Below are 23,006 nucleotides of genomic sequence, written 5' to 3'. Positions count from 1 at the left end.
AGTTTGGCGTTGAGAACTCACGCTATTCGGAGGTGTTCCCATGGACAAGGTTTACCTGACCTGGTGGCAGATTGATAGGGCCGTCTTCGCGCTCGCCGAGGAGATACAGAAGCACTTCATGCCCGACGTGATAGTCGGAATCGCGAGGGGCGGGCTTATTCCAGCGGTGAGGCTGAGCCACGTTCTGGGCGATGTGGAGCTCAAGGTCATAGATGTCAAGTTCTACAAGGGCATCGACGAGAGGATGGAAAAGCCAGTTGTGACGATTCCGCTCCACGGCTCGCTGGAGGGCAAGAAGGTAGTTATTGTAGATGACGTCAGCGATACCGGAAAGACCCTTGAGGTCGTCATCGAGGAGGTCAAGAAGGCCGGGGCGAAGGAGGTCAAAGTAGCGTGCCTCAGCATGAAGCCCTGGACGAAGGTGGTGCCGGACTTCTACGTCTTCAGAACAGACAAGTGGATAGTCTTCCCCTGGGAGGAGTTCCCCGTTGTGGTGAGGGAGTGAGCTTTTATCTTTTATGTTTCTTAGCTTGTCCCATAAAGAGAATATAGCTATGAGTAATACTACACTCAGAGAAATATACAGATACTAACAACTCTAATGAACAAAAAATTTATAAAAACTAGTGATCAACATTCTGTTGAAAAAACATTAAAGGTGATGAACCTAATGAAACTAAAAATACTGGCACTGATTCTTCTGGTTGTTTTAGCCATTTCTCCTGCAAAGGGGACAGAAATAGAGAGGATAGATGCAAAAACTACACCACCAAACGCCTTGCTTCCCGTGCCTAGCACCACCCCAGAGTTCAAGGTATTCACGGGACAAAATGCCGTTCAAGATGCTCTCAGATTCATTGAAAGGTACGGGGATCACCTCACTTTGAAGGTTAACCTGTCGGAATTTTCCACAGCTCATTTCGTTGGAATATATCTCAGAGAACTACCCAACGGGATGTACATACCCACATACTACATAAGCGATAGCACCGACATTTCTCAAAGTGAAGAGGAATTCAAAAAACATATATTTAGAATTGAAAGAACCCCACTAACGTCTATTGTTTCAGTCGATATTGAACCCTCAAGAGAGCTTAAGAAGATAGGAACAATAATCTGGCAAGAAAAAACCACAAAGGTATGCAACTCAGCGGGAGTGTGTTTGGAGGCATCCCACAAAGTTAAAGCAGATTTTTGGTATGGAACAACGACAAGTGGCCAATATGACTACTATGTGTTCACAAAGCACGAAGCCGAGGTACCAGACAAAGAGGAGCAAAATGGCCTAAAATTAGCCGTAGACAGTGTCCAAGAGTCAGTTAGAATCCTCAACTATCGCAATAGATTCGATGGAAACATACAGGTTTTCCTGTCCGATTACATGCCCTATGGGAGCGGTGAATCAAAAGAGGCAACAAAGACTTGGGGAATAAACATTGGTGCCAGTGCTGCCCCTGAATTCCCATACATCTTACCCTCCATATCCGCGGGATTCAGCGAAACTTCAAGTGATGGGCTTAACTTTAGATGGTACGTATCCTCCAGTGATCCAAACAGGGATATAACCTTCAAATTTTATAAGTTGAGAAAAGGAGATTCACCTGCATGGGGTGAAATATTCGGGGCAACAACATTAACTATAGTAACGGTTAATCCTGAAGTGGCTTTTCATGAGGGAGACATAGAAATCGAAGCAAGGGCACGCTTTGTTGGAGAATATAAAAAGCTTTACTGCCCACCAATAATTTATACAGGATGTGCAATGTATAATCTAAAAACTTACAAAGAAGCCCCAGAAATAAAAATCAAGGTGGAAATGTACCCGTGGTTCATCCTTGAGAAAGAATGACAACCAATCGCAATCCCTTTAACCCCTCCCTCCAACTTTTCTCGGTGGTGGTATGAGGGCGTTCATAGCGATAGATGTGAGCGACGAGGTTCGCGACAACCTTCTGAAGGCTCAGGAGAGGATAGGGAACAAGTCAGCAAAGATAAAGTTCGTCGAGCGGGAGAACTTTCACGTGACACTCAAGTTCCTCGGGGAAATTGACGAGATAACGGCGGAGGAGGTCAAGAAGGCCCTGGCGGAAATAGCGAGGAAGCACAAAAAGCACCGCGTTCGCGTTAAGGGAATCGGCGTCTTTCCGAACCCGAACTACGTGAGGGTGATATGGGCCGGAATCGAAAACGACAAGGGAATAAAGGCGATAGCGAACGACGTCGAGCGCGAGATGAGAAGGCTGGGCTTCAAAAAGGACAAGGACTTCGTGGCCCACATAACAATTGGACGTGTCAAGTTCGTCCGCGATAAAGTCGAACTGGCGATTGCACTCAAAGACCTCGCCAACAAGGACTTCGGCGAGTTCGAGGTTGAGGCGATAGAGCTGAAGAAGAGCACGCTTACTCCAAAGGGCCCGATTTACGAGACCGTTGCGAGGTTCGAGCTGGCCGAATGAGATGAACTTTTCTCCCCTCCCCGTCTCTATCCCTTTACTCGAACTTTTTGTGTGATGTTAATAGGAAACACAAATTCGGAATGAGTTCGTCCCCTCGAAAAATTAGCAATAAGAAAAAACTTATAACTGACAGAGCGACCAAAACATTACACTGATTAAAGGTGATCCTCATGATAAACGTTCCACCCAAAAGAAAGTTCATATATAACTTCGTCACAAGATTGATAAGCGCAGAGGTTTTAGTAATAATCTTCGGAAAATACGCTCCCGAAGTGGGAGTGAAGTTCGGTATCTTGTGGTCGCTTGTGATGGCCCCTATAATCCTCCACACATATCGAGAGGAATGGCAGAGCCTTTCAAAGGTGTACCCCAAAAGAGATGCAGATCGAATAGCCAACAACCTCCTCATCACCCGCTTTATGATAGGCATCATCCCAATAACGGCCTCAATATTCGGCCGATGGTTCAACGGAAACCTCCTCGTGCTCGGAACACTTGGGTTGCTTTTCGCAATCGTTGCCGCCAAACTCCTCACCGACGCCGGCTACCCGCTCAGTAAAGAGGAGAAAAGGAGAATGCTTTGCGCTGAAAATGAATCTTCTCCCGAAAGACTCGCCCTTTAGGTCGGGCTAGGATCAGAACAAAAGATATATGAGATGCATTGTGAGTTAGTTTCAGCAGGTGCATAGAATGGAACTGGAAGAAGTCGTCAACGAAGTTCTCAAGCGGATAAAACCAAGCGAGGAAGAACGGGCCTTCGTCGAGGGGTTGATGAAGGAGCTGAGGGAGCTTGCAGAGGAAAAGATAACCGAACTTGGCCTCAAGGTTAAGCCCTACTTCGTCGGCTCGCTCGCGAAGGACACCTATTTAGCTGGAGACCACGACGTTGACCTGTTCTTGGCTTTTCCCCTCGAAACCCCCCTTGAGGAGCTGAGGAAAAAAGGCCCGGAACTCGGAAAAGCCATAGCAGAACAACTCGACTCCTACGAGATAGCCTACGCGGAGCACCCCTACGTCCGGGCGAGATATAAGGGAGTGAGCGTTGATTTAGTTCCCTGCTACGACGTCAGAAATTGGAGGGACGTTAGAACTGCCGTTGACCGCTCGATACTCCATACAAGGTGGATAAACGAGAACCTCCGGGGACGGAACGACGAGGTAAGGCTTCTCAAGCGCTTCCTGAAGGGCATCAACGCCTATGGAAGCGAGATTTACGTTAGGGGCTTTTCCGGCTATTTGGCCGAGATCCTCGTCATCAAGTACGGTTCTTTCCTCGACGTGGTCAGGAAGGCTGACTTCATACTGAGGCAGAAGATAATAGACCCGGCGGACTGGCTGAGGAGAGAACCGGAAATCGCACTCAGGACGGTGAAGAGGGAAACCGAGGAGGACAGACCGCTGATAGTGATAGACCCCGTTGACCCGCGGCGGAACGTTTCGGCCAACCTGAGCTGGGAGAAGTACGGGCGCTTCTACTTCAAGAGCATGGAGTTCCTTGAGAATCCCTCGGTCCGGTTCTTCTTCCCACCGAAGAAACCCAAGGGAAACTACCTCGACGAGCTGAGGAAAAGGGGAACAGCCCTTGTAACGCTCCTAATCGATGCCCCGGATATGGTGGACGACATCCTTTTGCCCCAGCTGGAGAGGAGCGCGAGGGGCTTCGAGAAGGCCCTTGAGAGGGAAGGCTTCCGCGTTCTCGGCTGGAACGTCGGGAGAAAAGAAAAGGCCTTCATAATGCTCGAGCTCGACAGGGAAAAAAGAGTGAGAGTGAAGATCAAGCCCGGCCCGGAGTTCTTCACCGAGCGGGGACGGAACTTCTACCGGAAGAACGAGAAGGTATGGCTAATCGGAAAGAGGCTCTACTCCGAAAAGATGGTCACGGAGAGCGTTGTGGATGTCATCCTCGAACTCCTCGATAAGAACCAGGTGTCGCTCGGAAAAGGAATAAGGAACGCGGTGAAGGAAGCGGATATACTGCTGAACTACGTTCCCCGTGGACTGGAGGAGGAGGCCTACCTCTTCCTGAGCAGGGAAAAATGGAACATCAAGGGTTAAGGCCTGTGCTCGCAGTACTCGGGATTCTCCCAGATACCGTGCTTTTCGCCGGGGATGTGGCCAGTGTCCGCGGTTGCCCATTCCAGGTTATAGCTATCAAGGATGCTCTTCAGTTCGCCCGATAGATCACGCTTCCCAACATAGAGAGCGGCCCTCGTTACGACGCTGTAACCGCTCGTTGGAACTTCCGGCTTCAAAGCCTCGCGCCAAGCTTTCTCGCTTGTTTCCCAGCCCTCGAGTGAAGGCATTGCGGAGAGGTTCCACAAATGGTAGAGGTTCTCGAAGTTGAGGAGCCGTAGATAGGCCTCGGTGAAAAGGCCCTGAAGTTCGCTTCCCCCGAAGTACTTCATAAGCTCAATCAAAGCCTTCGCCATGACCGAGACATTGGAGAAGGCAACGCGTGTGTCGAGGTTCTCCCAGAAGCGCGGGCAGGAGTGGTTGGCGAGGAGCATAAGGTAGTAGGCCCTGCCGAGCGGTAGGGCGTCCCTATCGCCGTTGGCAGGCTCGAGAACGTAGTTGAACGACGTGTCCAGGCCAAAGTAATCGTAGTAGTCCCTGAAGAAAATCCGCGCGTACCTGATCAGGAACTCCTCGGGATCGGCGTTAAGCTCTCTCAGGCCCTTTAAAACGCCAAGCCTTACCGTCCTGTTGAGCTCCTCGAAGAGCCTCGTGAAGGCGACCTTCCAGAGCTGGGAGATTTTTCTCCCGTTTATTTCCCTCGCGAAGACCCTTCCATCGGCCCTACGATAGCCGAGCCAGCGCGAGTCGCTCGTCTTGCCGTCGAGGCTAAGGTCAAAGTAATCGCTCCAGCTGGAGTAGTCCTTAACATTCATCTCAAAGGAGCACTCTCCTTCCAGTCGTTTGAATTCACCCGAGAGCTTTCTTTTAACGAACTCCATCGCCGAGAGCCTCTCAATGCCCCGCTTTTCAAGCCCCTCCATCCAGGCAACGAATCGTTCGAGCTGTGCCGGATTGCCGAGCAGGCTCTCAAGGTCGCTCGCGGTGAAGACCAGGTAGGGGACGCCGAGGTTCTCCTTGTAGTCGTCCCTCCGCGAGAGGGTCTCGCTCACCAGCCCGGGGACGTCGAGGGTGTTGAAGGCGAAGGCGTCGCTAAGGCTCCACTCGCGGCCGAAGACAAAGGAGCTGGAGTAGCGGTTGCACGAGTACTTCGCCTGCGGAAAGTCGTAGAGGAGCTGTCTCTCATCGAGCAGGAAGACTAGCTTTCTGTCCGTCGAAGCCTCGACGATTTCAGTCGTTCTCCTCGTTATCACGGCTTCCGGAAGCCAGTAGCCGATGACGCCCTTATCCCCAATCAGGGGAGCGTAGAAGTCAAAGGAAACCCCCGCGAGGATTCTCTGCTCGAATTCATCGAGATGGGGCATTATTGGATGAAATGGAACCGTTGGAACGGCATCGAGGTTCTTAAGGAGCTCAACCGTTTCCTCAAAGGTGCCCTTCCGATAATGGAGGAGCATGAGGAACGTGAAGAGCTCGATGTCAACGCTGACCCCCCGGAGCCTCGACAGAACCTCTGAGATCCTCTCATAGGAGTAGAGCATCGCCCTCGTCCAGTTCTCACCTCTAACCTCTTCATCGCCGATCCTAATTGAGACCGGGCTTTTCCGTTCCTCGTACTCTATAGGCCTGGATCCGTCGCCGTCCTCAACGTAGACTATATCCCCTGGCTGATAGGCGTGGAAGTGGTGGGCGTACTTCATGAGCATGGTCTCACCGGGAGTGATAAGTTAAGGAGTCTTATCCCCTTTTCCTACCCACATCTGCCCGATAGGTTAATAAACCTGTCCAGCAAAGTACACCTGGTGGGAGAATGAAGAAGCTCTTGAGGGAACTCCTTGGGGAGGAGCTGGCCAACTACCTGGAGCTTTTGAGGGCGAAGCTGGCCTTTGCCGAGGAACTCTACGGCGTAAAGATGAACTATGTCCCCCTGATCACAGAGGGGGAGATCGTGATACTGGACAAAAGGGACGGGCTTATCAAGTGGCTGAGGAGCAAGGAACCCCTCAAGGAGCACGAACTGAGAAAGCTCTCCGAAAGGATAAAAAGAAACCTGGAGAGTGGCTACGTCGAGATGCTCCTTGCTATGAACATGTCGTGCGTTAACGGACCGGGGGAGTGAGTCACTCCCTCTTGATTCCTATCCTGATGGGTGTCGGGTTGCTCAGGTTGTCGCTTATTGGACAGCGCTCCTCCACGAGACTGAGCCACTTCTTCAGGGTTTCCTCGTCTGCGTTCGTCTTCACCCGGATCGTTACCTCAATCTCCTTAAAGCCGGCCCTGCCATCCTCGAGTCCCATGAACTTCGAGGGGTTGAATATTCCAACGACCTCTACCTCAAGGTCTTCGAGATCGATCTTCATGTCGTTGGCAACGAGGGTACCCACTATGTTCAGGCATCCTGCCAGCGCCGCGAGCTGATAGTGGAGCGGGCTGGGGGCTTCGCCGCCGAGCTTATCCACCATTATTTCAAAGCCATCCCCAACAACCTTCATCTTGGTGGGGGAGACCCGGATTCCAGATATTTTGATCGGCATGTCCTTGTACTTCGGCATTCTTCACCACCTCACTTCAAGATCAGACGGAAACCTTAAAAGCGTCTCCAAAACCAAAGGTTTAGAAGCGCTGGTTCAGGGAAAGAACGAAGGAACAAGGGTAAGGCGTATGAAGAGAGAAGAAGCCATACTCTTGGGCATAACGGCGATCTGGGGTTCAACTTTTCCGATCATGAAGGTAAGCCTGGGCTATTCCGAGCCTATGACCTTCTTAGTGTACAGGTTCGGCATCGCCTCCCTGCTGATGCTGCTCCTCTTTGGGGGACGGGTGCTGAGAAGGGACACCTTCTGGAGGGGTTTTGTTCTGGGCGTTACCCTGTTTTTAGGGCACGGTTTCCAGATCGTGGGACTGAAGTACACAACCCCCTCAAACTCAGCCTTCATAACTTCCCTCTACGTGGTCTTCACGCCCTTCGTGGCGTACTTCCTCCTCGGAGAGAAGGTGGGTAGTAGAGACGTAGAGTCCCTGCTCCTGGCTCTGCTCGGCCTTTACTTGATCTCCAACGCTTCTCTGGAGCTGAACTATGGCGACCTGCTAACGGTGCTGTGTGCAGTGAGCTTCGCCTTTCAGATCGTACTCGTCGAGAAATTCAGGGAAAACGACTACCTCAGCCTGTCCTTCTGGCAGATATTCTGGAATTTCGCCCTCTCCTTCCTGTACGTAATCCTCACCGGAGAGCTTGCTCTCTGGAGGAATCCTGTCCCCTGGCTGGGGGCACTCTACACGGGGGCCTTTGCCACGGTCTTGGCGTTCACCCTTCAGGTCAAGTACCAGAAGTACATCAAAGCTTACCGCGCGGCGCTCATATACTCCACCGAACCGATATTCGGCCACATTGCCTCCCTCCTGTTTTTCAGAGAGTTTCTCAGTCCGAGGGGATACCTCGGGGCCCTGCTAATTCTCGGTGCCATCTGGAGGGAGATAAGGAACGAAGGGCACCAGCTGCCTCCGGAACACTTTTAAGAACTGAAGGTTAATAAATAAGTGAAGAAACCGAAGGGGGTGATATCATGGTGCACGAGTACATCAAAGACAAAACCAAAGAGCTCACAAAAGAGGAGAAGGAGAAGCGCTACAAGTACCTCGGAAAAGAAGTTATTGACGTCGGTGACCCGGGACTCGACAGCATCCCGGAGTTCTACGGCATAGCGAACGCCATATGGCGCGACTGGAAGAACGGAGAGATAAGCACGAAGACTGCCCTGGGAAGGCTTGCACTCCTCAAGCTGCTCACATACAAGACCAAGAACAAAAAAATCCAGGACATCCCCGAGGAGGAGCTCGAGGAGGTCAGGAAGTTCATCGACTACGTCATACAGGTCATCAAAAACGAGAGCAGGAGAAAGGGCGAGCCCGAGGAAGAGAGGACAGTTTGACGCCGCTTTCTTTTTAACTTTGAAGGGGAAGTTAGTGCAGGTGGTTTGATGAAGTTCGAGGTTCTCTCAAAGGACGATATGAATGAGCTTTCAAGGCAGCTCAGCAGAGCGGGGATCATGAACAGAAAGGTGGAGGAAGTCAGAAAGGAAGTCTCACACTACGTGGTCATCTCCGGCAGGTACGGAGAGCTGTTCGAGAAGGCCGAGGGCATCGCGCCTGTGGAGGAAGCCCTCCAGTCCATCAGGGGGGTTTACCAGAATGTTTTTCTGTCCCGGGAGATAGGGGATGAGATCGGCCCGGAAGAGCTTTTAGAGGAACTGGATGGAGGTCTTGCGCTGCTGGAGGCACTGGCGGCCGAGGGAGCCCTTGAGGAGAGTGGAGAGCGGTTGAAGATCGTTTCAAAGCCGCCGCTGGAGGATCTTGAAATCGAACTCAGGTTTTCCCTTGACGAGCTTGAGGAAGATCTTGAGGAACTGGAGGAGAGGTTCAGTCCGAGGATGATAACGGAAGTTGCCATGATGAAAACCTACTACGTCGAGGTGCTCGAGGTCGATAGAGAACTAATTGAGGCAGCGCTTGAGATAGCGAGGGAGTACTCAACGGAGGAGAGCTACGTTGAGGCCATGTTCGTGGGGATAGCGAGATCTGTCCTGGCGGACGTAATCCTAAAACTAGCGGAGCGGATACGGAGGAAGGACGAACTGATAGAGAAACTCCTCGAGATGGAGCCCCTAACAGTTGAGGGTGAGCGGGAAACCGTCCATGTGTACTTTGATGAGGAGGCCATCGAGAGCTTCCTGAAGGAACTGCAAGCTCTGGGATACCTCAAAGTCAAGGGCAACAGGATATGGGCCTAGCGCAACCTTTAAAAAACGCAAATACCCGGAGAAATCGGGGGTGGGAGGATGGTGGAGCTCAAGGCCATCACCTTCGTCGATAGGGATGGCGAGCTCTACTATCGCTGCCCGCGCTGCGGTATGGTCTTCCGGAGGAGCAGAGACTACATAAGGCACGTCAACAAATCCCACGGCTGGCTCTTCAGGGATGGCCGGCCAAAGGGCAAGAGGGCCCTCAAGAAGCTGGGAAGTGAGTGAGCTCCTCCCGGGATGACGAGAAGCCAGGACCCTGAAGTGTGATGATCGGTCAGGGCTTTCCGACCGTTCCTGTTCTTAGAATTTTTATCCTGTCTGCGTAACTGAAGCCGTTTTCGTCCTCTGGATAGGCCTTCAGCATGGGAAGAACCCTTCCGTCTTTCTCGCTCCATTCACCAACGACGAAGGAAACACCCCTCCATTTCGTTCTGTTCTGGAGGATTTCAGTTTTGAGCACCCAGAGCCCGGCGGCAACACCGTCCAAGGAAGGTGAGCTGATGACGATCACTGGGGTGTCGTTTACCAGAACTGCCTGGATTACGAACATCGAGCGGTCAACGTCCCCCTTAACCCGCCCTTCCCGAATGGCGAAGTAGTACCGGAAGTGGGGCCCCGTGACTATCGAGTAGTTGACAACCACAGGGAGAAGGTACCTGGACTCAAGCCTTGAAATCAGGGGGTTCAGGGTGGAGTTACCCAGTGCTATAACGGGACCTCTCCCCGTTCCGTTGAGGTGGAAGAGCGATCGCGCCCAAGACGTGAGGCCCACCGGGGTGCTTCCAGAGACAATCGTCGCTTGGGATACGTTCACCGACGTCAGTGGAATCTCATGATAGGGATAAGGAGAATGACAGAGATCCGAGACGCACTGATCTGGTTCCGGGGGATACCCTAAATTATTGGGATAGGGCTCGATACGGTTCCCGTAGGCCCACCCAAGGAACGATACCGCCAGGGAGTTCTCAGGAGGGGAAAGGGTATCGCCCAGGTACACAAATCCAGGACCAACCTTCGGCAGAAGCTCAAGATCGGACTCTGTCCAGTAATAGGGGTAGTTGTAAACGATCGGAGGCCGGCTCACGTTCAGAACGCTCACCGCGATGCCAAAGACCAGCACGAGAACTAAGGCCCTGCGCCACTGAAAACTTCCCAGCAAAGCCTCAATCTCCCGAGCGACAAATGGGACGGAGAACACGACGAAGTACTGATACATCCGGATCATCCAGTTTCTGAAGCCAAAGCTTCCGAAGCCGGCAGGCATCACCGTCGAGACGAGAAGGGCGGAGATCATTAGACCAATCATGAAGACGAGAATCTCCCTACTGAAGTCAGATCGTTTTTCATTGAGCGATCCGATAAATCCCGCGATGGTGAGGATTCCAAATATGAGGTTTCCCACCTGCATTATCGGGATGAAATAGGGATTGCGATACACCAGTTCGTAAACGTTCCTGCTCAACTGGAACTGAACTATCATAAGGCAAGCCATGGCCAGGGCTCCTAAAAGGGCGTATGGTCCCGCCCGCTTAACGATCTCATCCCTGACTCTCCCCAGGGTCAAACTTAACAAGGGGTTTCTATTCCACAGCAAAGCGATCACAGGGCCGGAGACCAAAAGGAGAAACCATCCGAGAACGAGAGATGTGTAAAAGTTCCAGCCGATGAAATGGAAAAGGGTGTTGGTGGAGTGCTTGAGCATCCATTTTATTGAGAAGACCATCGTTCTGTATTCGGAGATGAAAAGCAGAGAAACCGCAAAGAAAGAGGAACCCAGGGAAAGCAGGTAAGCCTTTAGGGGTCTGCCCCTAATGAGCTCAAGAACACCCACGAACCAAGCCAGGGCAAGAAAGACCACAAGCGAGAGAACATGGGCGAGGCCCAGCAAAACCCACAGCGCGGAAACCCAGAGAAACCCCTTAACCCCTGACGAGTTATTCTCGTGGATTCTCATGACTGCAAGAATAAGAACAAGTCCCACCAGCGTTCCTATCTGCTGCGGCCGGACCTCGTTGGAGGACCAAAGGTAGTGACTGCTCAGGAGCAAAGCCAGGAAGAACGAAAGTGACGTTGATTGATATCCGCTGAAAGACCTATGAAACCGGAGGAGAAAAAACGGATACGTAACGAACAGTACCAACGAGACCAGCAGAAGGGAAACTACAGGGCTGGAAATAAGGGCATTAACTGCCTTTAGAACGTAGGGAGTGATCAATCCCGAGTAAACGCCACCTGTTCTCAGTGTTGAGAGATAGTAAGCCTCGTCAAATGTGGTGGTTATTCTGCCGTAGCCAAACCTGATCAAGAGCCACAGGGCGAGAAACATACCAGCGAAGCGGACCGCACCTGTTAGAGAATCCCTCGAAATCAAAACGACCACCAAGGGATTTGTAATAAACAAACGAGAAAAGAAAGGTTGGAAGGGCCTCAGCCCTCAACGATAACCCCGATCTTGTCGGTCGGGCTGAATCCGTTCTTGTCGTCGCTGGCGAACTTGAGGAACGCTGGGCTGTAGATCATGTTGTCGGTGTCCTTCCAGCAGCCGACGACGTAGTTGACGTTGTTGAGCTCGCTGAAGTGCTTGCTGAAGTAGTAGGCCGCTGCCCAGGTGCTGTCGGCATCGGTACCGTAGATCATGTAGACCACTGCACCGGTGTCCGGATCAACGACCCTCTGGATGACCCAGTAGCCCTTGGTGACGTTCCACCATGGGCTCGGAGCGGTCCAGTTGGCGACTGTCTCGTTGTTGACGATGATGCTTATTGAGCCGTCGGCGTTGGTGACCATCCTGACCGGGGTCATCTTCTGGTAGTAGGCGGTGATGCTGTTGACCTCTGGACCACCAACGGCGATTATCATGTCGCTGGCGGAGAGGCTGTCAACGTTGATGTCGCTGTCGCTGTAGACTGGCTTGACACCGATGTACTCGAGGAGGAAGTCCATGGCGTGGTAGTCGACTGAGGTGAGGGCGTTCTTGCCGAGGACGATCTTGACGTCGTGGGTCTGGGCGTCGCTGAGGAAGGCACCGAGTCCGGTGACGTTGGTGGTCTCGTAGGTCGTGACGACGACGTCGGCGGTGCTGGTCTTGAACGGATAGACGACCACGTCAGCGTAGCCGGTGCCGTCTCCGTAGTAGGCAACGACCCTGTAGGCGGTTCCCTGTGGAGCGGCCGGCACGTTGAACGAGTAGTGGCCGTGGCCGTCTGTTATTGTGGTGAGGTTGTTGCCGGCGTAGTCCTTGGCGATGACCCACTGGCCGTTGTCGTTGATCCAGAGCTCGACCTTGGCTCCCGGCAGGAGGTTGTTGTTCGGATCGACGACGTCACCTGAGATGCTACCGATGCCGCCGAAGGAGACGGTGTAGTTCTCGCTGGTCATGTTGTCGTAGGTAGCCCAGACGGTGACGCTGCCCATGTACTTGACAAGCTCCTCTGGGGTGGCGTCCTTCGGAGCGGCGGAGTAGACCTTCACCTTGGCAATGCCGTTCTCGTCGGTTGTGGCGTTGACTGGCTCGAGGTACGCTATGGCCGGGTTGTCAATGTGGAACTGCACCTCAGCGCCGCTGATCGGGATCTCATCCTGCGGGTAGGCACCGATGATCTCGTCCTTGTAGCCAAGGGCCTCGTTGATTATCTCGTCAATGAGCTCCTGCTTCTGGTCGTCGCTGAGGAACTGCAGGCTTGAGACCATGCTCTTGACGTTGTCCTCGAAGACCTTGAACTGCTCGTCGAACTGGCCGCTCATGTTGAGGTACTTCTCGTAGAGGATAGCCTCGAACTCGAAGTATGAGCCGTACTGAGCCGGCTGTATGCTGAGGGTGCTGAGCTTCTTGAACTTAATGAACTCAGTAGGCTCGAATGTGAAGGTGTACTTGGTGCAGTTGGTTTCGTTGGCGAGCTCCTCCTTGTACACGTACTGGTAGCCGGTGTACGGAGCGACACCCTGTACTGAGGCCGGTGGGATGACCGAGATGTAACCCGGAGCCTCTGGGATCTGGTAGGTCCAGCCCTCGGTGATGGTCTTCTTGTAGGCAACGACCTTGGCCTTTATCGTACCGTTCACTGAGGTGATGGAGTAGTTGTACCAGACGTACTCGTGGGTAACTCTAGTATCAATTGGTTCTGAGGTAAGGATCGGATACTTGTCGGCGATGAACTTCGGAACCGCGATTATGTAGAGGGTGAACTGGTTGGTTGGATACAGGGTAAGCACTATTTCGTTGTTTTCAGCAGTGTTTATCTCAGCTATCCTGCCAGCTTTGGCATCATATGCTGGGAAGTATGTCTTGCCATCGACTGACCAGTAGAGTACCACGGTGTCGTTTGGAACCTCGAGGGTACCCTGTTTATAGACTTTGATGTAGGCATAGGTCGGTGGAACCGTTGGCTCGGTTACTTGGATGATCGTCTTGGCGCACTTGCCGTAGTCAACAGCCATAGCCTTGACGGTGAAGTTACCTGGAGCCGGTGCGAAGAGGCTCTCGGTGAAGGTGTACTCACCGTTCACGAGGTTGAAGTCAGCGACCTCAAAGGTGCCGTTCGGTATGAGGGCAGAGTTGCTGAAGGTTATCTGGATGTGTATGAGTGCGTCGATGTCAGCGGTGGTGTTGGTCTCGTCGTCGATCGCCCTGACGGTGAAGTTGACCTCCTCAAGGTTGCCGGCGGAGATGCTGGTGGTGCTCGGGACGATCTCGAGGTGCCATGGAGCGACGTGGAACGTGTCGGTGACTGTGACGTTATAGACGGGATCGTATGCAACAACTGTATAGTTTCCTGCTGGCAGGCTGACCTCAGCGGTCCAAATCTGGCCATTGGTGGTGGTCAGAGTTATGTTCTGTCCCTCGATGTAGACCTCAAGGTTATGGTAGTCTCCGCCGTTGTAAGTTATGTTGACAACAATGTCAGTCGGAACGTTCTCATAGATCCTCTTGGTTATCAAGCTCATCTCGAGGAGGTTCTCGACCTGGATGGTACCCGTGAAGTTGACCTCTGGGTAGTCGTTGGCAAAGACTGTTATGGTTCCAACGCCGGTCTGGTTAAGTTTAATCTGACCAAAGTCAGCGGGGCTGGCATTGACATTGAGAGTGCGCGTAAAGTTCCCGGGTAGCTCAATCGTGACAGTAGTGTTACCGGTGTATGGGACGGTGCTGTTGTCGTCAGCAATGTATGCAAAGCCAACGACCACTGGGTTCCTGTAGCCTGGAGCAACGAAGAGCTTCTCTGGGTATGTAACCTTGACTGTCCATCCGTGGATTGTAACGTTTACGGTTCCGCTCTTGCCGTGGGCGGCGTCGGTGACTGTGAAGGTTCCAACGCCCGCGTTCTCGGTAGCGAGTCCGGTGAAGGTAACCTCTCCCTGGCCGCCCGTAACGTTGACGAGCTCGCTGCCGGTGACACCGGTGAGGTTGTAGCTGACCTCCACGGTCGAGTCGATGTTCGCTATGCCTCCGGTGACATCGTCGATGTACTTGATTCCAACGATGTAGTCGTGCGGCAGGTAGGTGTACCACTCGGTCGGGGTGAGGTTAACCTCCATGTGCCAGTCGTGGACCTCAATGGTGATGTTGCCGCTCTTCTTGCCGGAGGCAACGTCCTCCGCGTAGATAGTGATGTTGCCGGCCCTATCGGCAACGACGCCGGTGAAGGTGACCTGGCCCTTGCCGTCGAGGATGGTGGCGGTCTTGGTCAGCATGGTTCCGTCGGGCAGGACAAGGTATACGTTGGCGTTTCCGTCGAGCATGCTGTCGCTGTAGTGGACGTCAACGGTGATGTCGGTTGAGACGTTGGTGTAGACGAAGTTGACGTTCGAGGTGACCGCGATGTCCCAGCTGACGACCGGGATCTTGAGGGTGGCGGTCTTGCCGTACTGGTCGGTGACGGTGACGCGGAGGTAGCCCTCGGAGGCAACGACCTCGCCAACGTTGACGACCGCTATGGCGCTGTCCTCGCCAACCGGCTCGACGTGGGCGGTGTAGGTGGTTCCGCCAACGTCAACGGTGGCGACGCTCTCGATTCCGGCGCTGTAGCCGATGATGAGGGTTAGCTGCTGCGGCAGGTCGGCGTAGAGCTTGCTCGGGTAGGCGTTGACGTAGATGCTCCAGTCCTTGACCGGAACGATGAAGTCGTTGACGTAGCTTATGTCCTGGTAAGCCGCCTCGACGTGGAAGGCCTCGCTGGCCGGCTCGGGTGAGGCGAGGTTGATGGTTATCGAGTCGGTTCCGGTGTAGGTGTAGCCGTTATAGGTGACGTTGATCGGTATGCTGACCGGCAGGCTGACGGGAGCGTTGGTGTCAAGGTCGTAGGTTACGACGCTGAACGTGATCTGAGCCGGAACTCCAGCCCAGAGGTAGTCGGTTCCGCTGTAGGCGCTTGAGGTTATGGTCTTGGTGACCTCAATGGCCCAGTCGTGGGTGTCGATGAGTATTGGCTCGTAGCTCACCATCTCGTGGGCACCGTAGTTAACGGTGACGAAGTAGGTAAGTCCTGCACCGGTGTCGTCCTGGATCGGGATGCTAACGGTGTTGGTCTCAACAGCGACCAAGCTGAGGGTCTCATTGAAGAGACCAACTTTGAGGTCAAACGGCAGGGTCTCACCGGTCTCGTTGTCGACGGCTATGGCGTTGACGGTGAGCGTGGCCGGTATGTGGGTGTAGATGACCTTCGGCGTGTAGGTTATCTCGACGTGCCATCCCCTGAGCTCGATGGTCTTGCTCGCGCTTCCGACGACGTAGTCCTTGCCGGCGACGGCGTTGTGGTACTTGGCAACGACGTTGACGTTTATGTCCGAGGTCGGGTCAACTATCGGTATGCTTATGACCTGGCCGTCGGTGACGCCGGTGAATATCTGGCCGCTAACGTTGACGTCAACGGGAACTCCAGCCGGAACGTGCACGGTGACCTTGAGGATGTTGTCAACGTACTGGTAGACAGGACCGTTGGTGTTTATGTCGAAGGTAACCTTCCAGTCCTCAACTGGGATCTCAGCAAAGCCCATGATACTGCTGTTGAATGCATCCACTGCCATTACATAGATTGAACCAGTTCCGTTAACTGGGAGTGGATAGTTCGGTATGCTTATGACACCATTGATCACTGGGACGTTGTTGAGCTTGTAGACGCTACCGTCGGCATCAATGATGGTTATGTTGACGTAGCTGTTGACGTCATCCTTGTAGGCTCCATCGCCCATGTTGTAGTAGTACTGGGCGTCGATCCTGAGGGAGTTCTCAACGTAAGCGTAAACCGGGCTCTTCTCCGGAGTAACCTTGACGTCGATCCACCTGCCGGTTATCTCACCGTTCGGGTAGACCGGGATGTACTTGACGAACTCTTTGCCTGAAAGTTCGTCAGTTACTATTACCTTGGCAAGTCCAGGCTTCTCTGAGACCACATCATGCAGGACTATGGTAGCTTCCTGCTGAGAACCATCGTAGGCCAGTGTGCGAGTTAAAGACATTACTGTTCCATCGGGCAGTACAAGCGTGACCTTTACAAGGCCATCGAATCCAACCCTGTCACTGGTGATGTGCACGCTCAGGTTCACCCTCTCGCCAACTTTAAGCTTCTCTGGGTACGTGTTGATGTAAATACCCCACGGCTTTGCAGTTAAAGATATAACCCTGTGGCCCACTACATGTCCTCTGTACGTGACGTTGATTTCATATACCATGGTACCCTGCGGGTTCTCAATTGTGAACTCTGCACTGTCAATGCCCTGCGTAACTGGGATACCATTCTTGTAGATGGTGACATTTACCTGGACTCCGGGTTCATTGTACTGATCAATGTACACAGTCACTGGAACACCCTCGTATACCGGCTTGTCAGTGTAGTAGTCAATCTGAGCGTTCCACTCCTTGGCGGTTATTGGTATTTCTTCAGTCTTTATGACATGTCCTCTGTACTTAACTGTCACCGTTACGTTAGTAGTGTCATCTATGATCACGCTCTCTGGAGTAATCTCAAGCTCACTAGCACTAACCGCATCAATGCTTGGAGTGGCTGTGAATGTCACAGTTGTCGGTACATACTTGTAAATCCATGTAGTGGATGGCTCTATGCTAACGCTCCAGTTCTCAACGGTGATTGTCTTGGTGATGTTCTTGATGAGGTGTCCGTGGTAGTAGACGGTGATGGTGTAGTTAGTGTTGTTCTCAAGCTCAACACTGAACGGTCCAGTGTACGGCTGACCATTAACGTAAACCTCAAGCTCACTAGCATCCACTGCGCTAATCGTAGGCTCAACGCTAACACTGACATCACTCGGAACCCACTTGTAAACCTCACTCGGGCTAACATCAACGGTAACATTCCACGACTGGATTGTTATGCTCCTCTCGTCACTGCCAACAAGGTGACCGTTGTAGTAAACTTTGACTGTGTAGTTCACGGTGTCGTTTTCAGTCGGAATGTCAAACGGTATCGTCAAGTCAGAGCCACTGTAAACTAGCTCTCCATTCCTGTAAAGTTCGATAGTCACAGGCTCGTCCGGAACAGTGCTAACACTCACACTACCACTGGCCGGAACCCACTTGTAAACCCTACTGGGCAGGGTCCAGTCAAAGGTGACACTCCAGTCGTGAACTGGTACCTTGTAAACACCCATGAAGTTACCGCCCTCGTCCATGACAACGATGGTTATGTTGCCCGCTTGGTCCACAGTGACAGGAATCTCAAAGACTGGAACGTTGCTGTTGTAAAGTACCTTCTTGGTGTAGATCACATCACCGTTCGGATCGTAGACCGTGATGTTGAAGTAAGTCGGTGTTGAACCGGTGTAGTTCATTACTTTGACCGTGAGCTCCGCCGGAACGTATTTGTAAAGCTCTGGCGCTGTGACCTCAAGGTAGAGCCTGCCTCCCTGCGGGAACACTGGGATGAGCTTAACTGCCTCTTTGCCCGAGTCAGTAACGACTACCTTCGCGATACCCGGCTCTGTTGAAGTAACGTTGCCGAAGGTAACGACACCATAGTAGCCACCGTTGGTGCCGTAGGAGCTTCCAACAAGGGTCACGGTTCTCTGCTTAACTGTACCATCCGGTAGATAGAGCGTGACGTTGACGTCCTTTGCACCTGGGAAGTAAAGGCTCTCCCTGATCTCAACTGTCAGTGAGGTGGGCTCGTTCACCGTAAGGTTCTCCGGAGTGCTGTCAACGTAGATGCCCCAGTCCCTTACGGGGATTCTGAGGGTGTCAAGTATTCTGTAAGTGCTGTTGTATATCTTCACTGTGACGTAGCCAAGCTGGTCAAACTGGAGCCCATCGAGTATGTCTTCTCCGAAGTTGCTGGTAATAGTCACCCTCTTGGTCCTGACCAGGGTTCCGTCTGGTCCATATACCTCAACGATAACACCACTGTCCAAGTTGATGGTAATGTTCTCAAAGGTGGCGTTAACGTACAGGCTGGCCGGAATGCCGATGTAGAACACCCTGTCCGGGTAGGCAGGATTGCCGTAGTGGTAGACGATATAAGCACCGCTAACGTTCCAGTCCTTAACTGGGATCTTGTAAGGCTCTGATACTCTGCTGTAGGTCGTGTCGTTGATTATCACAGTAACGTTGCCGAGCTCACTTGGAATCATTGAAGCGTTCACGTTGACTATGGCAACACCGTTCGTGATGTTAAAGACTCCAGTTATTGGAGTAGCAATGCCCGGAACAATGATCCTGTAGTTAACGTTCGTTGAGTTTAGGAGTATTGGAATGTTGTAGTGAACTTGGAACGTAAGGTTCGCAGGAACGTTAATGTAGAAGTTCGGATCACTCTGAGTGTTTCCAGTGTAGAGGACCTCATGTGAGACAACGGAGACACTCCAGTTTTCAATGGGTATCGTGATAATCTTGCTGACGTGATAATAGGTGTCGTTGATGATAACAACGACGTTACCAAGCTCGTTAACGTAATCACTGGGTATCTCGACTGTGAAGTTGCCGGTGTTGTTGGTAACATTGAAGTTACCAGGAATGCTCAAACCATTCGGGAACTTAATGGTGTAATTGACGTTGTTGCTGCTAACGTTAACCGGGAGATTGTAGGTAACGTTAACTGTAAGGTTCGCAGGAACGTTAATGTAGAACCTGTCACTTACTTGGTTGCCAACGTAGGTAACGTTGTAGTCAGCGGAGATCACCCACTCACTGGCGGTAAGGGTGAAAGTTGTGTTTATTGCCGTGTAGTTTCCGAGGTAGAGGAGCACCGTTGCTGGATCAACTCTGATGTCAGTGAGGGTTACCTGACCGGTACCGTTGATCATTGCACCACTGTAAGGTCCGTGTTCTTCAACGGCCCCGCTGACCTCAGCGATTATGGTGTCGTTGACACCGAGAAGCTCACCAGCATCGCTAAGGGCAGTTACGTTGATGGTAGCGTTGAAAGGAACGTACTTGTAAGGCTGTGTCAGAGTATCTGCGTTATAGGTGTACTTGTCAATCTCAGTTTCAATGTGCCAAGAGTGAACGACGCCAGCATTGGGGTTAGAGTATGTGTAAACTCCGCTAGTGGAGGTCACACCAATTGAACCCGCTTTCACCCCGTCTACTGAAACATTGGCTACACCGGTTCCATTAACAAGGGTCACTGGGACCTCTTTTACGGATCCGTTTGGTAGGATTATTGACACAATCTGAGAGCTTGGGGAGTAGTTGACAAAATTGGGATCATACGTAACGTTCACTGTCAAGTTAAACGGAATGTAAGCGAATGCCTTATCGTACTTCCAAGTACCGCTGTCGTTGTAAGGGATCTCACTGTGTATTGAGGTTATTGTGACGTTGAATGGATCCTTGACAGTAAAGTTGAGTATATATGGACTGCCTATATTCCCCGCAGTGTCAGTCCAGTAGTACACTTCCAAGTAAACTCTCTGTACTTCTGGAGGAAGCGGACCTGGACGTATCATATACGGATCCAGGGTATCGGATGAGTTTATTGTACCATTGGTTGGGTTACCAAACCACCTTCCACTATAAGCAATCTCCTGGTGAGTTCCAAAGTCGTATATTAGGGTCACGTTGTACGAAGTTACAGTTCCTGAAATTTTGAACGATATTGTGTAATTGTACCCCCTGTACAGTATTTTGTCGCCATAGTTACTCTCAGCAACTACACTGGTAATGTAATCTGCAGCACTTACCGGTTTAAGGAAGCCAATGAATCCTGCTGGAACTACTGAGGCTACCATTAAAAATGCCAATAACAAACTAAAGATCCGCGCTTTCCTGCGCTTATTCATACTACTTCACCTACCTTCCTTTTTTGCCACTCTTTGAGGCCGGCCTCATGGAAGGCCAATACCTTATAGGCCACCAGACAAATATAAACCTTTCGCTGGATCACCGAGCATTATTTAATAATTGAAGGCATAAGAACTAGTTTCACGGAAAAACGCCCAATATCTTCAAAATTTTTCCAAAAGATTGAGTTCTGAAAGAACGCTGATGTATCTAAACCTTTTGAAGGATTTTCTGAATCCCTCGATCTTCCCAAGCATTGCAGAAAGCTTTTTTAAAGTTTTCGGATGTTCAAACAGCTCGTTTAACATCGAAGAAAGCTCCGCCTTTTGCCGTAACACGCGGGAAGCCCTGCCAATCCCTGGATGGAAGAGAAAAACGTTCCTTGCCACCACATCCGAAACAAGAGGAACCGCTCCAAAGAGGGCCCCCTCGACGACGACGAGGCCGAACGACTCAAAAGAAGACGGGAGAACCACTATCGCGGCCCCGGAATAGATCCCGGCAAGTTTTTCTGCATCCGAAACCGGGCCAAAAAACCTCACTCTATCCTCCAAGCCGAGTTCCTCAGCAAGAGCGCGATACCTCGGCAGCTCGTCTCCACCCCCAACAACCCAGAGCTCCCAGTCGGGATGATCCCGCGAAGCCTGAGCGAAGGCCCTCAAAAGAAGCTCAAAGTTCTTGAAGCGATGGAAGGAGGAGAGCCGACCGACGAAGAGGACCACCTTCTCCTTGGGTGGAAGCTTCTCCGGAACGGCCCTGAGAAGCTCTGACTTCGGCCTCGGCGGAATAATTATGGGATGAAAGCCGGCCTCACGGAGGTAATCCCTGACCGACGGGGAGACCGCCACCAGAAGCCCCGCCCGTGAGAGGGTAAACCGCTCCAGGGTTTTTGAGTAGAGAGCTGCAACGGCATCGAGGGCGGATCCCTTCCTCAGGCCGACTGTGTGATAGACTATCATGAGCGGAACGCGGAAGAGGACGGAAGCAAAAGCCGCAGCATCGGCCGCAAAGGGGACCGGCGTATGGGCGATTATAAGCTCCGGCCTCCAGTTCCTGACGATGGAAAAAAGCCTCAGAACGAACCTCAGGCTTATGGGAGTGTTGGAGAACACGAACGCCTTCACGCGCTCGACCGGCAGGGACTTTCCCCGGATCCTCATTGTCTCCCTGGAGGATGAACCCCGGCTCATGCACAGAACCCGAACCTCATGTTCCTCCAGGAGTTCCTCGGCCATGGCCAGAGCGTAGCTCTCAAGGCCGCCGCCTTCAGGGGGAAAATAAGGGGAAACCAGAAGAATCCGCAAGGCTAACCCTCCTTGAGCATGTACACGCTGATGAAGAAGGAGAAGAAGACCACCTGGAGGCCGAGGGTTATCAGGGTCAGTATCAGGATTGCCTCCTGGATGTGGAACAGGGCACCGTAGTTTGCTTTCCTCCACTGGAGAAACAGCCTAATTCCCAGGACGAGACCGACGAACAGGAGAACTCCTCCTGCCAAAAGGCCCTCCTCAAGGATGGAGTACCTCATGAAAAAGCCCGTTATCCTGTCCGGCTTTTCGAAGCCCTCCTTAACGGCGTAGACCTTGGCGGAAACCCCAAAGCCGAGGACCTGCGTCCCCGTGATGGTTAGGAGGGAGCCGAGTATCATCGTGTGCAGCCTAATGGGCTCAAAGATGTACGTGTAAGCTAAGAGGAACAGCCCAAGGGCAAGGAGAACGAGTCCGGGAATCAGGAAGAGGTATGTCGGAGAGTACAGGAGCATGAGGCGGAGGTGCCGCCAGCCGTCCTTGAAGGAGCTCAGCTTTGACTCACCTATCCTAGGGTGGTACCTTATAGGAACCTCCTTTATACGGAGTCCGTGCTTAGCAGCCTCTATGACCATCTCGCTGGCGAACTCCATGCCCTTACACTTGAGTGGAAGCCTTTCAAGGGCATCCCTCCTTATGGCCCTCATTCCGCAGTGGGCGTCGGATATGCCCGCCTTGAAGAAGAGGTTCAGAACCCACGTCAGGAAGGGGTTGCCAATCCTCCTGTGAAGCCAAGGCATGGCCCCGGGATCCATCTCGCCCTTTAGGCGGGAGCCGATCACGAAGTCGGCCTCACCCTTAAGGAGGGGCTCCAGCATCGCCGGTATATCCTCCGGATCGTAGCTCCCATCGGGGTCGAGCATGAGAACGTACTTCCCCCGGGCCCTCCTGAACCCCTCAAGGTAAGCATCGCCGTAGCCTTTGCCCCTCTGCCTCACAACTATAGCGCCAAGCCCCCTCGCTATCTCCGGCGTTCGATCGCTGCTCTTGTCGACGACTATGATTTCATACTCAAGACCCATCCTATCGAGGACGTCTTTTATCTTAGGGAGAACTACCCTTATCGCCTCTTCCTCGTTCATCGTCGGCAGAACCACCGAAACGTCCATCGCCTCACCTGGAAAAAATTGAAGGGTGGGCT

General features: G+C 52.3%; 16 protein-coding genes. 10 read left to right on the top strand and 6 right to left on the bottom strand.

The features are described 5' to 3' along the window. Nucleotides 1–40: 40 nt before the first annotated feature. The 5 genes from TAM4_RS10205 to cca all read left to right on the top strand — a co-directional run bounded on the left by TAM4_RS10205 (nt 41) and on the right by cca (nt 4,511). On the top strand, nt 41–505 hold the full coding sequence (locus tag TAM4_RS10205) for a phosphoribosyltransferase (RefSeq protein WP_014123145.1): 465 nt from the start codon (nt 41–43) through the stop codon (nt 503–505). A gap of 156 nt (nt 506–661) precedes the next feature. Further along, complete coding sequence (locus TAM4_RS10200) at nt 662–1,849, top strand: hypothetical protein (protein WP_148258703.1); 1,188 nt, start codon at nt 662–664, stop codon at nt 1,847–1,849. Between the two features lie 52 nt (nt 1,850–1,901). Next, nucleotides 1,902–2,456 carry an RNA 2',3'-cyclic phosphodiesterase gene (thpR, locus tag TAM4_RS10195; protein ID WP_014123143.1) on the top strand — a complete coding sequence of 185 codons (555 nt, stop codon included), beginning with the start codon at nt 1,902–1,904 and terminating at the stop codon, nt 2,454–2,456. A gap of 170 nt (nt 2,457–2,626) precedes the next feature. Continuing rightward, the gene (locus TAM4_RS10190) at nt 2,627–3,079 is read left to right on the top strand and encodes a hypothetical protein (protein WP_014123142.1); all 453 of its coding nucleotides are present in this window, start codon (nt 2,627–2,629) and stop codon (nt 3,077–3,079) included. 67 nt (nt 3,080–3,146) lie between these two features. After that, on the top strand, nt 3,147–4,511 hold the full coding sequence (gene cca, locus TAM4_RS10185; protein WP_014123141.1) for a CCA tRNA nucleotidyltransferase: 1,365 nt from the start codon (nt 3,147–3,149) through the stop codon (nt 4,509–4,511). On the opposite strand, the gene TAM4_RS10180 is transcribed toward cca, so the two are convergent. Next, nucleotides 4,508–6,235: a hypothetical protein gene (locus tag TAM4_RS10180; RefSeq protein ID WP_014123140.1), complete on the bottom strand. Its 1,728-nt coding sequence runs from the start codon at nt 6,233–6,235 to the stop codon at nt 4,508–4,510. The two genes, cca and TAM4_RS10180, sit on opposite strands and share 4 nt — an antisense overlap. 104 nt (nt 6,236–6,339) lie before the next feature. On the opposite strand from TAM4_RS10180, the gene TAM4_RS10175 reads away from it, so the two are divergent. Beyond that, nucleotides 6,340–6,648: a hypothetical protein gene (locus TAM4_RS10175; protein WP_014123139.1), complete on the top strand. Its 309-nt coding sequence runs from the start codon at nt 6,340–6,342 to the stop codon at nt 6,646–6,648. Nucleotide 6,649: 1 nt separating this feature from the next. On the opposite strand, the gene TAM4_RS10170 is transcribed toward TAM4_RS10175, so the two are convergent. Beyond that, entirely contained in the window at nt 6,650–7,081 is a 432-nt protein-coding gene (locus tag TAM4_RS10170; protein WP_014123138.1) for an OsmC family protein, read from the bottom strand. Between the two features lie 109 nt (nt 7,082–7,190). Between TAM4_RS10170 and TAM4_RS10165 the strand changes: the two genes are divergently transcribed. The 4 genes from TAM4_RS10165 to TAM4_RS10150 are packed head-to-tail and all read left to right on the top strand — an operon-like array spanning nt 7,191 to nt 9,553. After that, nucleotides 7,191–8,045, top strand: coding sequence for a DMT family transporter (locus TAM4_RS10165; protein WP_014123137.1), 855 nt, complete (start codon nt 7,191–7,193; stop codon nt 8,043–8,045). 47 nt (nt 8,046–8,092) lie between these two features. Beyond that, on the top strand, nt 8,093–8,458 hold the full coding sequence (locus tag TAM4_RS10160; protein ID WP_048150671.1) for a hypothetical protein: 366 nt from the start codon (nt 8,093–8,095) through the stop codon (nt 8,456–8,458). Between the two features lie 48 nt (nt 8,459–8,506). After that, entirely contained in the window at nt 8,507–9,316 is an 810-nt protein-coding gene (locus TAM4_RS10155; protein ID WP_014123135.1) for a hypothetical protein, read from the top strand. 48 nt (nt 9,317–9,364) lie between these two features. Then, nucleotides 9,365–9,553 (top strand): C2H2-type zinc finger protein, encoded by a 189-nt coding sequence (locus tag TAM4_RS10150; RefSeq protein WP_048150668.1) that lies wholly within the window; start codon nt 9,365–9,367, stop codon nt 9,551–9,553. Between the two features lie 49 nt (nt 9,554–9,602). Here the strand turns inward: TAM4_RS10150 and TAM4_RS10145 are convergent, their stop codons facing one another. The 4 genes from TAM4_RS10145 to TAM4_RS10130 form a co-directional block, all read right to left on the bottom strand. Further along, nucleotides 9,603–11,654, bottom strand: coding sequence for a hypothetical protein (locus TAM4_RS10145; RefSeq protein WP_237702092.1), 2,052 nt, complete (start codon nt 11,652–11,654; stop codon nt 9,603–9,605). A 101-nt stretch (nt 11,655–11,755) separates the two neighbouring features. Continuing rightward, nucleotides 11,756–20,173 (bottom strand): carboxypeptidase-like regulatory domain-containing protein, encoded by an 8,418-nt coding sequence (locus TAM4_RS11835; RefSeq protein ID WP_237702137.1) that lies wholly within the window; start codon nt 20,171–20,173, stop codon nt 11,756–11,758. A gap of 549 nt (nt 20,174–20,722) precedes the next feature. Next, a complete protein-coding gene (locus TAM4_RS10135; protein ID WP_014123131.1) occupies nt 20,723–21,862 on the bottom strand; it encodes a glycosyltransferase family 4 protein in 1,140 nt (379 codons plus the stop codon). A gap of 2 nt (nt 21,863–21,864) precedes the next feature. Then, nucleotides 21,865–22,974, bottom strand: a complete 1,110-nt coding sequence (locus TAM4_RS10130; protein WP_014123130.1) for a glycosyltransferase family 2 protein — start codon at nt 22,972–22,974, stop codon at nt 21,865–21,867. Nucleotides 22,975–23,006: the final 32 nt, after the last annotated feature.

This window comes from Thermococcus sp. AM4 (assembly GCF_000151205.2).
Taxonomy (GTDB): Archaea; Methanobacteriota_B; Thermococci; order Thermococcales; family Thermococcaceae; genus Thermococcus.
Note: the sequence above shows the minus strand (reverse complement) of the source record. Positions and strands in the feature narration are given on the sequence as shown.

Bases quoted from the DNA above. Each gene is read 5' to 3' on its own strand.
- TAM4_RS10180 (WP_014123140.1), bottom strand. From the start codon at position 6,235: ATGCTCATGAAGTACGCCCACCACTTCCACGCCTATCAGCCAGGGGAT.
- TAM4_RS10150 (WP_048150668.1), top strand. From the start codon at position 9,365: ATGGTGGAGCTCAAGGCCATCACCTTCGTCGATAGGGATGGCGAGCTC.
- TAM4_RS10205 (WP_014123145.1), top strand. From the start codon at position 41: ATGGACAAGGTTTACCTGACCTGGTGGCAGATTGATAGGGCCGTCTTC.
- TAM4_RS10175 (WP_014123139.1), top strand. From the start codon at position 6,340: ATGAAGAAGCTCTTGAGGGAACTCCTTGGGGAGGAGCTGGCCAACTAC.
- TAM4_RS10155 (WP_014123135.1), top strand. From the start codon at position 8,507: ATGAAGTTCGAGGTTCTCTCAAAGGACGATATGAATGAGCTTTCAAGG.
- TAM4_RS10190 (WP_014123142.1), top strand. From the start codon at position 2,627: ATGATAAACGTTCCACCCAAAAGAAAGTTCATATATAACTTCGTCACA.
- thpR (WP_014123143.1), top strand. From the start codon at position 1,902: ATGAGGGCGTTCATAGCGATAGATGTGAGCGACGAGGTTCGCGACAAC.
- TAM4_RS10200 (WP_148258703.1), top strand. From the start codon at position 662: ATGAACCTAATGAAACTAAAAATACTGGCACTGATTCTTCTGGTTGTT.
- TAM4_RS10165 (WP_014123137.1), top strand. From the start codon at position 7,191: ATGAAGAGAGAAGAAGCCATACTCTTGGGCATAACGGCGATCTGGGGT.
- TAM4_RS10160 (WP_048150671.1), top strand. From the start codon at position 8,093: ATGGTGCACGAGTACATCAAAGACAAAACCAAAGAGCTCACAAAAGAG.
- TAM4_RS10130 (WP_014123130.1), bottom strand. From the start codon at position 22,974: ATGGACGTTTCGGTGGTTCTGCCGACGATGAACGAGGAAGAGGCGATA.
- TAM4_RS10170 (WP_014123138.1), bottom strand. From the start codon at position 7,081: ATGCCGAAGTACAAGGACATGCCGATCAAAATATCTGGAATCCGGGTC.
- cca (WP_014123141.1), top strand. From the start codon at position 3,147: ATGGAACTGGAAGAAGTCGTCAACGAAGTTCTCAAGCGGATAAAACCA.
- TAM4_RS10145 (WP_237702092.1), bottom strand. From the start codon at position 11,654: ATGTTTCTCGCCCTGTGGCTCTTGATCAGGTTTGGCTACGGCAGAATA.